The sequence below is a fragment of the Brevibacillus sp. SKDU10 genome (genome assembly GCF_001645205.1).
GTDB classification, from domain to species: Bacteria; Bacillota; Bacilli; order Brevibacillales; family Brevibacillaceae; genus Brevibacillus_B; species Brevibacillus_B halotolerans.
This window is the reverse complement of the sequence record NZ_LSSO01000180.1, coordinates 86128-100639: the sequence shown is the minus strand read 5'-3', so window position 1 is coordinate 100639 and position 14512 is coordinate 86128. Positions and strand designations below refer to the sequence as shown.

Below are 14512 nucleotides of genomic sequence, written 5' to 3'. Positions count from 1 at the left end.
GTATAAAAGCTGGTAACCGATTGTAGGAAGTAGAGAGCGGTACCATACTAAAACGGCTGCTTGCTTCTAATTGGGATTTGTCTTCATTGGTTTTATATGTTAGGTATTGGCTGTTACATATATGACGATGAGAATGTTATTTTTGTTACCTGTAATACATATCCAATTGTACATGGAATCCCCATTTGAGCAACCTAATCATTCTGTAGCAACCCCTGCCCTAGACTTGATTACGAGTTAACCATTCTCCTCTACAATCCCTTGCGTAGTACTGCTACATTTTTGTACCGTTATTTATCTCATTTTGCGAAGTATTATGTATATTTGTTTGAAAATAAAAGGCGGCAGGTACTTTAGAAAGTACCTGCGTACCTATCAACCTCTAGTAAGCACTAAAGCCCTCTGTATATGCACCTACATCATTAATTAAACGTCTGAATTCACTATCGTCCACATACTCACCTGCCAACAATCTGTCATGGATAGATAGAATTCGTTTATACATTTTATAATCAGGCGTAATAAAGACGAGACGTGCCTTATCCTGACGAATTAATGTGTCTCGTATGCCCCGAATAATCCGATTATCGTGTCCATCAACATTTAATTTTAAGCTTAGCTTTGGTCGTAGTTCACTCGTTGGATCACGTTGAATCGGCTTTCGTTCATACTTTCCGTTAGGAGTTCCATCTGTGATTACACCGATCACCATGGTATCTCCATAAATAATCGCTTTTGCATCAAGTACGCCTGGCACCTTCTTTGCCCGTTCCTCCACGGCGGTTAACTGATAGCTATTTGTATTTTTTCCTTGGTACATCATTTTCACTGGTCCAGGTTCTACAAATTCATGGTTATTGCGACGATCACTTTTGTAATCCTGAATGCCAATTTGCGTATTCGTGCCACCTGGAGAATGAGTAGAGCACCCCACTAGAGATAGACTCAGTACCATTGCTAAACTCCATATCATAGCCGTATACATTTGTTTCATGCTAACACCCCCAGTAGTTATAGCATGCTTGTTTTAAAGGGGTTTTACTCGATTAGCAGTAATGGTAAAAGTTCTTAAGAAACAGAAGGTAAAATAACAAATAGACCTCCTGACTTATGCCACCAAAGGAGGTCTATCTTCGTTTCCTTTTGCAAAACAATGTTATTTTACATATAAATAGCTCATGGAGAAATTTCGTTTGCATAATACGTACTCTTGGGTCTCAGCAGAAATATCTCGCGTCTGATTCATTCAGCCCTGTTCCGACTGCCGAGGACTCTCTTTTAGCGAAAAAATAGCTGTTTCATACATATCTTGTCTACAGAAGCTCAATTTCTTGACCTATACCTGCTTGTCTCGCCTTTTTATAGATTGCCCAAGCCACTCCCACATCCATTACAGCTAGACCTACTGATTTAAATAATGTTATCTCATTCGCAGTTTCTCTCCCTGGCTTTTGACCGTCCGCAATCTCCCCTAGCTCAGCGTACACTTGTTGGCTAGAAAAAACTCCCTCCTGTATAGGCAGTAGCAAATCTCCCGACTCTGCTAAAGCGGCTTCCTTCCCCTCTACAATCACTTTATCGGCCTTTGTAAGTACATCTGTAGGAATCTCCTGCATATGAGGCTGAAATGATCCTATCGCATTGATGTGAACTCCCGCAGATATTGCGTCTGCTGAAAAAACGGGTTTTGTTGCATTGGTTGCGGTAATTACAATATCTGCTCCTGCAACAGCTTGATTTGCCTCTGGTACTACGTGTATCAGCAAGTCTCTTTCTTGTTGAGACTGCTGTAGCTCTATTTTAAGTTGCTCTGCCTTTTGTTGTGTGCGATTATATAGCCGGATTTCCTTAAGTGGTCGAACCGCTAGCATAGCTAAGATTAATCCGTGCGCTTGTGCCCCTGTACCAATCACTCCAAGAATGCTGGCATCCTGACGAGCCAAATGCTGAGTAGCTAAACCAGATACTGCACCCGTACGTACGATCGTCAAATAGGACGCATCTAATAACAGAAGGGGTTCTCCCGTCTGCACATCACAGAGGATCATAAGCCCTGTAATACTAGACTTCCCTTTTGTCTTATTATCTGGAAAAAAGGAAACATATTTCATGCCAAGGCTCTCCATAGCTGGAACAAGAGCTGGCATAAACAAAGCTGTACCGTTGCCTTGTTTTACAGGTACAGACAATCGAATGGGACTAATCGTCCTTTTGTTCGAAAATTCAATCAAAGAATGAGACACGGCTTCAATAGCTTCTTTCATACTAAGCAACTGTTTCACTTCCTGTTGCCTTACAATCAGCATTTTATCCTCTCCTTGATTGTGAATTGCAATACATCTTTATTCCCTCCTGCTCTTTTTTACTTTTTATGCAAATGCATTCTTTTCCTGCTAATTCAATCCTATTTATTTCTGAAGCGTCCCCGATTTATAACTCTTTCAAATTAAGTCCTTATTAAAACTTCTTTGTAGCTTGCAACACAATAATCAGTGTAAGGGGTTTGTGAGTAGTTGCTCAAATTGTTCACATTCCGTCGTTTTTACCTTCCTGCTCTTTTACTCGTTTTTCAGTCTATTAGCTGTAAAATTCCTCACTTCACCACAAAACCTCTTTCCTCTCATATACAAACGAAGGAATCTATACAAGCTTTAGCCTCCATTACAGGCAAATTAGTCAAGGAGAATGAAGTAAAATAATAACTTAATTTTTCTAAAATTTACAAATAATGTTTTTTCACAACCTCGCTATAGCTGCTTGATCTGATATTTTTTGATAATTCCATAAATTTATCCCAAAAAATTTAGGCTTTTTTTCTCCATTTCTCTAACATGTTACGAAAATGTTTCTAGAATTCCAGATTACTTTATGTATAGATTCTCCTGATTTATTCTTTATTTATCTAACTTTTATATATTATCTCCGATTTTTTTACAAAAACCAATTGATTCTACAAAAAAATAATGACACAAATTGTTATTTTAAAATTAACATTCCGACATAAAATTATAAATTTAGACATTTTTTGTCGATAAGTTATATATTGTGTTTTTTTGTAATTTTCGTATAATTTAGACAGTAACAAAATATTTTATAAGGAGATGTTGTTAAAAATGAAAAAATCACTAAAAGTCCTTTCTCTTTGCACCGCGCTAGCCACTCTCTTACCTATCAATGTTTTCGCTTCGATGACTGAAAAAGTTGAGCATCAAGTACAATCCGCTGATGCTCCCGCAAAAGGTGAGTTTAAAGATGACGAAATATTGGTAAAATTCAAACAAACTCTAGTACCTATTGACACAGAACAAATTCATTCTACTCTAGGTGGTGAAGAAGTAGAGGAGTTGGGTAACGGAACTTCAGAATGGCAATTAGTAAAAGTTCCAGATGGACAAGCTGAGGAATTCAAACAAAAATATCTATCGGATCCAAATGTAGAATCTGTTGAGTACAACATGCTGTATCATGTAGATTACACACCAAACGATCCTCTAATCAGCAGCCAATGGCACCACAAAAAAATCAATTCATATGAGGCATGGGATGTTATTAAAGGGTCCGAAAAGAAAATAGCTATCTTAGACACAGGTGTCCAATTAGACCATCCTGATCTAAAGGATAGCCTATTGCCTGGAAAGAGCTTTGTCCCTGGTGTAACCTCTCCCAATGATGACCATGGCCATGGTACGCATTGCGCAGGTCTAGCTGCAGCTATCGGTGACAATGGTATTGGGGTCAGCGGGGTTGACGGTTCAGCTAAAATTATCCCGGTAAAAGTTCTAAATGCTCAAGGTTCAGGCTATACCTCTGACATCATTAAGGGTGTAACTTGGGCTGCTGATAATGGCGCCGACATTATCTCTATGTCACTTGGGGGCGGGGCTTTCCAACAATCCTTCCAAGATGCTATTAACTATGCTTGGGGCAAAAACAAAATCATCGTAGCTGCCGCAGGTAACAACGGATCTTCCTCTCTTACCTACCCTGCTGCCTACAACAACGTACTTGCTGTAGCTGCTACTGATTCTAACGATGGACTAGCTTATTTCTCCAACTATGGAAAATGGGTTGACATTGCTGCTCCTGGTGTATCAGTATACTCCACTTACAAAAACAGTGGCTACACCAATATGTCTGGTACGTCCATGGCTACTCCAGTTGCTGTATCTGTTCTAGCATTAACTTGGGGTAAACAACCGAATGCTACAAACCAACAAATCGTCGATCGTGTATTATCTACAGCTGATCAAACATCTGCTACAGGCACTAGCTACCAAAATGGTCGCGTAAATGCATACAAAGCAGTTAACGGATTTTAATTCCATCATAACAAGATCGGTTGATACAAATTGAGCCTTTGCCTTTGAACAACCTGTTACTTCAAAGACTTAGCTAGATGGGAGCGAACCAACAGCATGACAATGAGCAATCAAGCTGAATGTACATTCTGAAACAGCCCTATGACTGGATGGCATTACTCCACTCCAAGAAAGGGCTGTTTTCATTATGGCTACGTTTACATACATCGTATTGCAATACAAGATACATCGTTATACAATATAAAAAATGAAAGGAGCTGAGCCTATTGGATAAGGAGCTAATGAAAGGAAGCATCGACATTTTATTACTCTCCTTAATTGCTGAACGTGATATGTATGGCTATGAAATCACAAAAGAATTAAAGGAAAAAAGTGATAATTTATACCACATGAGTGAGGGTACTCTTTATCCAGCTTTAAATCGACTGCATAAAAAGGGATGGGTCACCTCCTATTGGGGAGATAATGAAGCTCAAGGAAGACGCAAATATTATAAGATTACAGATGCTGGAGCAGAGGAGTTACAGCGAAAAGTATCGGATTGGAATACGATTCACTCACTGGTGAGTAAGGTTTCCAAGGGCTTTGTATGAGTCGGCTAGAAGAGTATGTCTCCTCTATTTTATCTCATGGAGAATTTAGTGAGCAGGATCGAATTGAGCTAGCAGAAGAATTTCTAGACCATCTGCACCAGTTGCAACGTGACTATCTGCAAGCCGGTTATTCTCAGGAGGAGGCAGAGCGATTAGCTATTTGTGATTTTGGTGGCGAGCAGGAAATTGGTCAAGAATTACAGGAATCCCAAGCTCCCCACTATCGTCTATTATTACTGCTGGTGGGAGCAGGCACCATTTTGTTCACCATTCTCTATTACCTATACGCCTTGTTTATTCTACAGGCATTTCTCCCTCTTCCTATGGTAATTGGAATGCTGCTTGGAAGTTCGTTGCTTTGGTTCTATTGGAATCCAGAACATATTTTCCAGCGCAAGCTTTTGATCAGCACGATACTTATTCTACTTACCTTCTCTTTTTTGTATTGGGGATATGTCGGTTTTCTTGGAGCAAAATGGATTCGTAATTTCTTGTTAGCTAACACAGCTTTGTTACTCATTCTCTCTTGGATTACGCTCGTAATGACGGCTTGGAAAAAACCTTTACACCTAGCCCTCTCGGAGCGTAAACGAAGAAATGTAATCCATACAGCAAATTTAACCTTATTATTAATAATGCTATATCCGCTTATAAAATGGTTTAGTGGCATTCTACTCTTCGGCTGGTTTTTTGCTATTTTTCCTATCTGTTTTCTCCTTGGCTGGGCCTGTCTTTATTGGGTTCAATACAAGTTAATTGGGAGAATGCCGTTTTTAGGATTACTGTTTGGAATGTCCTCTGCCGTTTTTGTCGGCCTTCTTTGCACTGTCTAACGAAAAATACAGAGGTGATCAAAATGAACAAAAAAACACGCAATTGGTTATTTTTAGGAGTGGCATTTTGCTTAACAATCGGTCTGTGGGCGACAGGATCCCTGTACGCATCCAACACTGGAATGAATGTAGGAAAAACAGGTTTAGAAGCAGGGATTGATATTGCTCCAGATGACTCTAAGCTGCTTTTTTCCTACTCGATTAATGGGGTAGCTAGTCTTTATACAGCAAATCCAGATGGAACAGACGTCAAAAAGCTAGTCAGTCTTTCTGGTCATTCCTTGTTTCAGCCTGTCTACTCCAGCAACGGGAAAAAAATCCTTACTCTGGCTCAACCTATAGAAGCAGAGAAAAAGACAGCGGAGCAAGCACTCTATGTTATGAATGCCGATGGCTCTGAGCTGCATCTTTTATCAGAGCCTCATGAACTGATCACAGACGCCATTTTTGCCCCTGATAATCAAACCGTCTATTATTTAAAAGCCGGAGTATTTAAAAATTACTCTCCAATCGCTTCTAAGCGCCCCCATGATTATGATCTTTTTTCTATTGATGTACAGGGGAAGAATAAACGGCAAATTACACACGATAAAGAATATCAGATGTCAGACCTGTCAATATCATCGGACGGACAGAAGCTATTCTTCACCAAATTTACCAATACTTCTGATAATCGCGATTTTAGCCAAGATAAGCTTTCATTATTTGCTACCGATTTACAGGGAAAAACGTTGGCTAACTATCTACCAGTCAATGAGGCACTCGGAACTCCTGAGATGTATGATGTTCATATTTCGCCAGATGATAAGCAGATCGCCTTTTCTGCTGTTTCACCTGCCTCATCAAACAAAACGTTTGAGTATGAATTGTTTACCATGGATGTAGCTACAAAACAGGCTAAGCAAATCACCACTTTACATAAGCATGCTGATTCACCTGTCTATTTTCATAAACAGAACAAGCTGCTTTTCTTAGAAGATATCGGCTGGCCTGCTGAATCCACATATCAGCTTAGAACCGTGAACACTGACGGCTCTGATCTGCAAACACTACAGATCGCTGTGCCAGAATAAATATCTCCCACCATATCAGTAGTAGCTTGCCTCTCTTGAGAAGCGTTCGATTACAAAAGCATGACGATCTATCCTATTTTTCAAAACACAAAAAGCGCAAAAAGATATCTATTATTTAGACTATCTTCTTGCGCTTTCATCTTAGTCTAGCTTGATCGAATGTATTTGCTTTTTTTTAAAAGCCTTCCTTCTACAGTTTCCGTTCATGCCCCTCTGCCTGCACCATAATTTCTGGATTTGTAATGCTACCGCTCACTATTCTTTCCGATTCATCGGTTTGATTTGTTTGGGCCAGACGAATCTGAAACGGCATTTCAAAAATCTCTTCTGCACGTGGTTGAATTACATACTCGGCTCGCAACGGTTCTGGCTCAGTAGTGTTATCATCGAATAGATGAAAGGGCATATCTATGGAAAAATGGACTTCTTGGCCACCGTAATTTTTAATACGAAATTGACAGCTTCCTTTAATTAACCCATCTGCGTCACTTTGATAGTGACAGGAGCTTCTTTTCTTCTCATAATCAAGTGCATAGACACCATTGGCAATAAAAGATTGAAATCCGCTTAAAAGAAGATAAGTTGCAACGGGTACAGCAATCCATAGTGTCACAATTGTTTTACCTGCTCCGTATTCTTTTAGGAAAAGGACAAGCACACAGATAAATAATAAGAGAAGGAATATACCATCTACGTGGAATGAATCTATTCTCGTAGGAATGCCTAACTGCTGTAAAAGGCGGTATAAAAGCGTGGTATTATGTGGAAAGGAAGCTTTCAGAAGAAGCAACAAAGCTAAACTAATCCAAGCCGCCCAGCGTAGTTTTTGATGTTTTTTAGGGATCAAAGAAACACTCCTTTCTCTTGGCTTAGACTGTCAGCTTACAATAGTGACGTTATCAGCGTACATTCTAGATAAAGAGGGCCTCGTTTTCTTTATTTTACCATTGTTTTCCCGATTGCGACATCATCTTCTGCTTTCTTTTTCATTGAAAAGAATTTTTAGTTAATGCTGTTTTGTACCACAAGGAATTCATGCTCGACATGTTCTTAAATTTACTTGGATGGTAATATAAATAATATGGTTATAGGTCTTTAGTAAAGGAAAGCAAAGTTTAAGCACCCATGAATCATTTAAAGCTTTAAAGAACTGAGGTGAATACCAAACCGCGTTACCGTTATTACATGCGTATTATTGTTGCAATCATGATTTTTAGGTGTACATAACTAAGTAGACAAACCATTATTTTTAACTGATAAGGAGAGAAATGCTATGCTTCGTGATTTGTATGCCCAAGAATGGGAACATTTCCGCAAAGATTACAAGAAAGGTTTTTGGATTCTTACATTCGTGTCCTTAATCATCGCTGTTGTTTTTTATATGCTCATTGTAAAAAATCCGCAAACGGTTAAAGAGCTGTTGACTACACTTGCTCAAGCCTTTGAGGCAAAAGGGATCAAGTCAGGCGGAACACCCACCAATTTTTTCTGGTCTATTTTTAAAAATAATACGCAAGCGACCCTTTTGTCCGTGGTAATCGGAATCATTCCGCTAATTGTTTTACCTGCCTTTTCAGGTATTATCACCATTAGCACGATTAGTATTTTACTTGCGTCTGTTGCGATTCAGAACCAGCCTTGGATAGATATCTTAGTTTACGGAATCCTCCCTCATGGCATTATTGAGATGATTGCTATTTTCTTGAGTGGAAGTGTTGGCATTTTTCTTAGTCTTACTGTGTTTCGCCGCCTATTTTCGCGCAATCGACATCAGTATTCTGTTAAAAATGCGATCCTCAAGTCACTTAAAACCTATATTTTGGTTATTTTACCGCTTGTCTTGCTCGCAGCACTTATTGAAGGTTATGTGACACCCATTCTGATTCACAAGGTGGTATAAACTGTAAACCGCTGCTACTTATGCTATAATACAAGTGAATATTCCCTATTTTTGTAATTAGGAGGATTCCACTTTGTTTTTTTCTAATCCACTTGAGCCTGGTTCACCCATGTTTGATTTCACGTTCTCTTTTATGGCTAACGTGATTCCTGTGATTGTAATTGGTGGCTTTATTTTCGTGATTGGTCGTGCTCTATTTACCTGGACAACTAATAATCATTCTCCTGTCGAAAGTAAACAAGCTCACATTGTTTCAAAGCGTTTTCAAGTGTCTGGCGGTTCTGGAAATCATGCTTCCCACACTTCATATTATGTAACCTTTGAATTAGTGAGTGGTGAACGCAAAGAATTTCAATTGACTGGATCTCAATACGGACTGCTAGCCGAAGGAGACCATGGTATCGTTTCTTATCAAGGAACACGTTTTAAAGGCTTTCAGCGTCAAACTACTTCGGCTTAATACTCCATTTTACATTGATCATACATGAAGCTGTTATTGTTTCTTGGTAAAAATATTGATTAAATGGTCTAGACCGTTGATTGCAAAAAGACGAGCACCGTTTGTTTGAAATGATGTCATATTTCCTGATCTGACGTTGCTGTTTCAATCAGCAACGTCCTTTTTCGCCGCTTACACATTTCTCCCACAACCATCAGGTACAATCATCACGTACAATAAATTAATTTTTGCTCACCGTGCCTATGAATTGATTTAGGCTTAGCATGCAAGTCACAGAAATACAAGGAGCGTACCTATGCTAGAAAATATGGATGTCTGGAAAAACATGGCCTTTCATTATCAATTTGCTTTACGCGAATTGGAAACGAAGATCATGATCGTGAATACAGAATGGAAGCTGCAAGATGGATATTCCCCTATTGAACATATTAAAACGCGTTTAAAAGAACCGGCTAGTATCATGAAAAAGCTAGAGCGTAAACGTTTGCCAAAGACTTTAGAAAGCGTGCGAGACAAGCTGTTTGATGTAGCTGGTGTTCGAATCGTTTGTGCCTTTGTTGAAGACATTTATCGCATTGCGGATCACTTTAAACAGCGAGAGGATTTGCGCCTTGTTGAGATTAAGGATTACATAGCCTCTCCAAAGCCAAATGGCTATCAAAGCCTGCATCTCATCGTTCAGGTCCCTCTTGTTCTAAATGAAGGAACACAATGGGTAAATGCAGAAATTCAACTCCGGACCTTAGCCATGGATTTTTGGGCGAGCCTTGAGCATATTTTGTACTATAAGTACGATAAGCAGGTGCCGCCTTATGTCTTACATGAATTGACTGAAGCCGCTGAAGCAGCAAATAGCTTGGATCAAAAAATGCTGCGATTGCGTAAAGAAATCTTAAATGGGAAAGAATTTAAAGTAGTTGCCGGAGCCAAGGCATAGCTGTTCTCCCCGTACAAAAGAAAAAGGATAATTGGATGCGTCCCGTACGCTTGCAATTATCCTTTTTTTTCTTATATACGACCATCATATAAAATTAAGCAGGATATTTCCTTGGAATACGAACAAATATTCCTGTTTTTAGGGTATAATTTAGAGGGAGGAGGTTTTCATGAATCTCGAATTATATCAAATGACACCCTTAGAGGAATGGATTACAGCTAGGTATCAACGGTATGGATTTCTAGCTCCTGAGGAATTACACCTGGAAGAGATTGCAGAGTTATTTGGAGGAGAAATTGCTTTTACAAGATTACCATCCCACGTAAGATGGTGCGAGAATAGTGGAGACTTTCTGATTTTTTTACATCAGCATCTGTCAGAAGTAGAACGACGAGCCGAATTTTTTCATGAATTATGCCACCCGTTGCGCCATTCTGGCAATCAGTTGTCATTGCCACCTGCTCTACGCGACTTACAAGAAATGCAAGCCGGACACTTTCAGTTGTATGCAGCTATGCCTTTTTATTTGCTTCAAACCTTACCCATGCCTAAATACGAACGGGATTGGTTACACCAGCTAGCTCTAGCTTTCCGGGTCCCCATCTCATTGGCCTGTCGCCGCTGGGAGCAGATCAAGCGCCGAATCTGGCTAGCACAGGAACACGAATGGAATATGATGGTATATCAGCAAAAACAAAGGTCAGCTCTGAAGAGACCTTCTCTTACTCCCGAAACGAAACGCTTGCTTAGTCAATTGCAAAAACAGCTGTCGAGGGAGTGGGATTAGCTTCTCACATGTTTTCTCCAAGAACCTTGATTCACGGAAGAACTGTGGAAATGAAAATTTAAGCTTTATTCCTGATATTTATCTAGATACTTTTATTGCCAACCATTTACTTTATGTACTAATGAAGATTTAACTACTTTACTCAGCAAGCACTTTTTACTTTATTATGCATTTTACATATTTTAAAAACCTTTACTTATTTTCGATTTATATTTTTAGTACAAATAATCTTCATTTCCTTGAGCTATAACTTCCCATTGCCAGCAACATTAGTGGTTTTCTTGTTGATTTGGATGCTTTATCTTCATCATTACTCAGATTTGTTGGGATGCGGTATACTTACTCTACTTAAGTGACCGCTTCCTCTTCGTTTTCTATTTTAATTCTTGAATAGATCATCCATCTATTCCTTCTTTTTCTCTCGATTTTCTTCTTTTACAGAGATATTTCTACTTGACAAGCTTACATACCATTAATAAAGAGATAAAAATAGTATTTTTGTGTATTTTTCCCTTTTTTGGAATAGACAAACATATATCTGTGTTTTATTATACTAAATAATAACTATATAGGGAGGAATACAAAATGAAAAAAACGTTTTCAATTTTTGTAAGCATGATATTATCTTTGATGTGTTTTGCTGGATTTACTTCTGCTGAGAGGCTACGTTAGACAAGAAAACAGAAAAAGAGGTAAGTGTAGAAGAAATTACATATGAAGAAGCATTGAAAAGAATAGCGAAATATTCTGATAGAACTCTTGAGGAAGTTATGGAAGAAGAAGCTAAGTTACAATCTAAATCACTTATTGCTTCAAGTAAAATTACAGGTTGGAGAGAATATAGAACTACATTAGAGGTGAAAAAAAGTTGGACACCTGATCTTATAGTTATTGCTCGAACAAATACCTCTGGAAGCGCTAAATGGATCGACCAAATTAGATATGCATCTATTGAAAGAGAGTACAATGGTATTTCTAAAGGTTTTAGTGGAAAAGTAGAGGCGTGGATCGATGATAGACAAGTAGGCATTGATTACCTCGTAGATGGAGATTTCTTTAATAATGGTAGTACAACCTTAACTGGACAAGCTGGTGTTGATACAGGTATTTTTAGTGCCACTTTTGGTGTTTCAGGCTCAAACAGCCATTACAAATATTTCCGAGAATATTCCCATTTTTACGCTGTACAATAGGTTATCTTCTTTTATAAATTACTCCCCCTACACCATTTTTGTAGGGGGCTTTTTATGTAGGTCAAAAAATGTAAGAGCAATCACAACGTAACTATTTAAGATACTTATCAGTTGCAATATCTAAAAATACCGTACTATATACTTCTTTTATATTTTTATCCGTTTTTTTATCATCTTTCAATCCGTAGCCTTTGATTTTGATGACCTCCTTATTTGTTCCTTTTAAAATTCCCATGATATACATTCCATCTTTTATTTTCGGTGCGCTTTCATAGGTCATATCGTCTTCGGTAAAAGGAAGGTATGAGCTTGCGCTATCTACAAAATAAATGGAATATTTCCCAGTTTTATAGATTGGTTTATACGGCTTTTTGGAAGCTTCTTGTAACTTATCAGGCATAATAAACAAAGCGTCTAAAGTTATATTCTGATCCTTTATTAATCTATCCAATGTTAGTTCTATAAATTGGACATTCTCTTCGTTAACCGATGGCTTAGATCCTACAACCCCAATATTTAGCATGTTTTTACTTTCTTCCACCGTTTGATTTCCTTGACATCCAGATAAAACAAATAACAATAGGGGCAACACCAAACAAAATATTTTTTTCAACCAATATTCCTCCTTAAAAGGGTTTTAGAAACCAACTTCAATCTTTTTCACTCTTATTCCTGCCAAAATAATTAATTTTTACATTTCTTCCAATTTATCTACCTATATTTTAGATTCAGTTCCTTTTTTATAAATAACGGGTTAATCATAAGTCAATCACTCTATGACCCAAATGATTGAATTTCGAAATAAGAACTATGGAAGGAAGAATGAAAGAAGGAATAAAAAGCTCTCTTTCCCAATGAAAGAGAGCCATGTAGCAGTTGCATTCGTTGTGTCATTTGTTTCATTTTAGTTAAGTTTAGCTATGATTATTTTCGTTTTCGTTTGACCTATGATCCGCTAGCGACATCTACTTGCTTTTTAACAATATGGTGGCCAATATCTAGGCCTTTTGCTAGCAATTCTTCTTCTGTCAAAACCGTCAGCTGTTGATTCTTTGAAGGCATCGGCATCAATCCACCTAGTGGACTGAGCATGCGGCAGTTGGTATCAGTCTCGATCACGACGTACAAGCCCTTCTTTTCCATCTGTTCAATCAGATTCGCCCAACGCTTCGCATCCATTACTTCCGCGTGCTTGGTTAAAACCATGCCCATCTCTTGTGCTAACATTTATAATCCCCTTTTGTGCTCACGTGTTTTCGTAAAAATCTCACGTTACATACAATACAGCCAAAACGCTTTCCAACGCAAAATGCATTTTCACGCAAAATTCCAGCGAAAAATCCATAAATTCAATTAGAAACGTAAAATAGATCGTTCAATCTTGGCCGATCATGATTTTTTGCGTTACTACTCATTTTCTCTCTATTTCCATGATAGTTACTTAGGTTTATTTTATTTTTTTCCTCGAGTTATTTTCCGCCCCTACAAACTTTTACCAGATATCCTCCACTTCAGCCGCCAGAATCGTCTGGCAGCTAATCCAGGACACCCCGTGCTTTGTCTGCAGTTTAAGTCGTTGTGACACGGGATCAACATGCAGGGCATGCCCGATCATGCATTGCTCCCCCGTATCATCGTAATAACGCAATGTCAGCAAACGCTTTTGTTGCAAGCCTTGAAATAATGTGGCGCTAATGCTGGCACGCTCCTCTTCATCTAGATCAGGCGGACAGTATCTCTCTTGCTCTGCTTTCATTCGCAAATATAGCTCCCGATGCTCTGGCAAAATAAATCGGCTAGCCGCAAAAAGATTTTCCTTCTTGGAAACAGGCTTATTTCTCATGATCGTCACTGCTTTCTTTTTCCATTTTTTACTTAGACAAAAAGTACAGATATTTACAAGAATAGTTGTCTTGCATATAATTGTTGTAGCAAGTATTTTTAAAGAAAGGAGGAACCCCTTTGACCAAACAAATTGTTTCGGAAGACTCTATCGGCTTTATGCTGGGGCAGACCTACCGCAAAATCGTTTATCTGCTCTCTTCACGCTTAAAGGATTTTGACATTACGACGGAGCAATTTTCCCTTCTGTATCAATTGGATAAACAAGACGGGATCAACCAAAAAGAACTAGCACACCGTACATCTAAAGATCAACCAACAACAACCCGAATTTTAGATGCACTGTATAAAAAAGGCTTGATTCACAAAAAAACGTCTGAAAATGATCGCCGTGCTTTTTTGCTTTTCTTAACCGATGCTGGCAAAGAAATGGTCAAACAGACACTCCCCATCGAGCAACAAACGATTCAGGAAGCACTCCACAACATCTCGGATGCTGATCTAGCGTTTATGAAACAGCTTTTACAACAAATGAGCGAGAATGCTCAAAAACAGATAGAGTCTTAGGAGTGGTA

Annotated in this window: 16 protein-coding genes; 10 read left to right on the top strand and 6 right to left on the bottom strand. The window is 38.6% G+C overall.

Going from position 1 to position 14512, the window contains the following annotated elements:
- Window positions 1-382: 382 nt before the first annotated feature.
- Both AYJ08_RS17090 and AYJ08_RS17085 read right to left on the bottom strand, forming a co-directional pair.
- Entirely contained in the window at window positions 383-994 is a 612-nt protein-coding gene (locus AYJ08_RS17090) for a YhcN/YlaJ family sporulation lipoprotein (protein WP_064018720.1), read from the bottom strand.
- A gap of 319 nt (window positions 995-1313) precedes the next feature.
- Complete coding sequence (locus tag AYJ08_RS17085) at window positions 1314-2306, bottom strand: NAD(P)-binding domain-containing protein (RefSeq protein ID WP_064018719.1); 993 nt, start codon at window positions 2304-2306, stop codon at window positions 1314-1316.
- A gap of 807 nt (window positions 2307-3113) precedes the next feature.
- On the opposite strand from AYJ08_RS17085, the gene AYJ08_RS17080 reads away from it, so the two are divergent.
- The 4 genes from AYJ08_RS17080 to AYJ08_RS17065 all read left to right on the top strand — a co-directional run bounded on the left by AYJ08_RS17080 (window position 3114) and on the right by AYJ08_RS17065 (window position 6818).
- Window positions 3114-4319 carry a S8 family peptidase gene (locus AYJ08_RS17080; protein WP_064018718.1) on the top strand — a complete coding sequence of 402 codons (1206 nt, stop codon included), beginning with the start codon at window positions 3114-3116 and terminating at the stop codon, window positions 4317-4319.
- A 266-nt stretch (window positions 4320-4585) separates the two neighbouring features.
- Window positions 4586-4912, top strand: coding sequence for a PadR family transcriptional regulator (locus AYJ08_RS17075; protein ID WP_064018717.1), 327 nt, complete (start codon window positions 4586-4588; stop codon window positions 4910-4912).
- The gene (locus AYJ08_RS17070) at window positions 4909-5745 is read left to right on the top strand and encodes a permease prefix domain 1-containing protein (RefSeq protein ID WP_064018716.1); all 837 of its coding nucleotides are present in this window, start codon (window positions 4909-4911) and stop codon (window positions 5743-5745) included. Before AYJ08_RS17075 ends, AYJ08_RS17070 begins: the two co-directional genes overlap by 4 nt.
- 23 nt (window positions 5746-5768) lie before the next feature.
- Window positions 5769-6818: a TolB family protein gene (locus tag AYJ08_RS17065; RefSeq protein WP_064018715.1), complete on the top strand. Its 1050-nt coding sequence runs from the start codon at window positions 5769-5771 to the stop codon at window positions 6816-6818.
- A 190-nt stretch (window positions 6819-7008) separates the two neighbouring features.
- On the opposite strand, the gene AYJ08_RS17060 is transcribed toward AYJ08_RS17065, so the two are convergent.
- Window positions 7009-7665, bottom strand: coding sequence for a hypothetical protein (locus tag AYJ08_RS17060; protein ID WP_064018714.1), 657 nt, complete (start codon window positions 7663-7665; stop codon window positions 7009-7011).
- A gap of 426 nt (window positions 7666-8091) precedes the next feature.
- Here AYJ08_RS17060 and AYJ08_RS17055 point away from each other — a divergent pair, with 426 nt between their 5' ends.
- The 5 genes from AYJ08_RS17055 to AYJ08_RS17035 all read left to right on the top strand — a co-directional run bounded on the left by AYJ08_RS17055 (window position 8092) and on the right by AYJ08_RS17035 (window position 12095).
- Window positions 8092-8718 (top strand): stage II sporulation protein M, encoded by a 627-nt coding sequence (locus AYJ08_RS17055; RefSeq protein WP_064018713.1) that lies wholly within the window; start codon window positions 8092-8094, stop codon window positions 8716-8718.
- Window positions 8719-8791: 73 nt separating this feature from the next.
- Window positions 8792-9178, top strand: coding sequence for a DUF2500 domain-containing protein (locus AYJ08_RS17050; RefSeq protein WP_082891008.1), 387 nt, complete (start codon window positions 8792-8794; stop codon window positions 9176-9178).
- 295 nt (window positions 9179-9473) lie between these two features.
- Window positions 9474-10115, top strand: a complete 642-nt coding sequence (locus AYJ08_RS17045; protein ID WP_003336820.1) for a GTP pyrophosphokinase — start codon at window positions 9474-9476, stop codon at window positions 10113-10115.
- Between the two features lie 169 nt (window positions 10116-10284).
- On the top strand, window positions 10285-10902 hold the full coding sequence (locus tag AYJ08_RS17040; protein ID WP_064018712.1) for an ImmA/IrrE family metallo-endopeptidase: 618 nt from the start codon (window positions 10285-10287) through the stop codon (window positions 10900-10902).
- A gap of 770 nt (window positions 10903-11672) precedes the next feature.
- On the top strand, window positions 11673-12095 hold the full coding sequence (locus AYJ08_RS17035) for a hypothetical protein (protein ID WP_082891007.1): 423 nt from the start codon (window positions 11673-11675) through the stop codon (window positions 12093-12095).
- A gap of 91 nt (window positions 12096-12186) precedes the next feature.
- Here AYJ08_RS17035 and AYJ08_RS17030 read toward each other — a convergent pair whose 3' ends face one another.
- From AYJ08_RS17030 to AYJ08_RS17020, 3 genes are all read right to left on the bottom strand, one after another.
- Window positions 12187-12708, bottom strand: coding sequence for a hypothetical protein (locus tag AYJ08_RS17030; protein WP_064018711.1), 522 nt, complete (start codon window positions 12706-12708; stop codon window positions 12187-12189).
- Between the two features lie 332 nt (window positions 12709-13040).
- Window positions 13041-13322, bottom strand: coding sequence for a hypothetical protein (locus AYJ08_RS17025; RefSeq protein ID WP_003341509.1), 282 nt, complete (start codon window positions 13320-13322; stop codon window positions 13041-13043).
- A gap of 265 nt (window positions 13323-13587) precedes the next feature.
- Complete coding sequence (locus AYJ08_RS17020) at window positions 13588-13938, bottom strand: YolD-like family protein (protein WP_064018754.1); 351 nt, start codon at window positions 13936-13938, stop codon at window positions 13588-13590.
- A 119-nt stretch (window positions 13939-14057) separates the two neighbouring features.
- Here AYJ08_RS17020 and AYJ08_RS17015 point away from each other — a divergent pair, with 119 nt between their 5' ends.
- A complete protein-coding gene (locus tag AYJ08_RS17015) occupies window positions 14058-14504 on the top strand; it encodes a MarR family winged helix-turn-helix transcriptional regulator (protein ID WP_064018710.1) in 447 nt (148 codons plus the stop codon).
- Window positions 14505-14512: the final 8 nt, after the last annotated feature.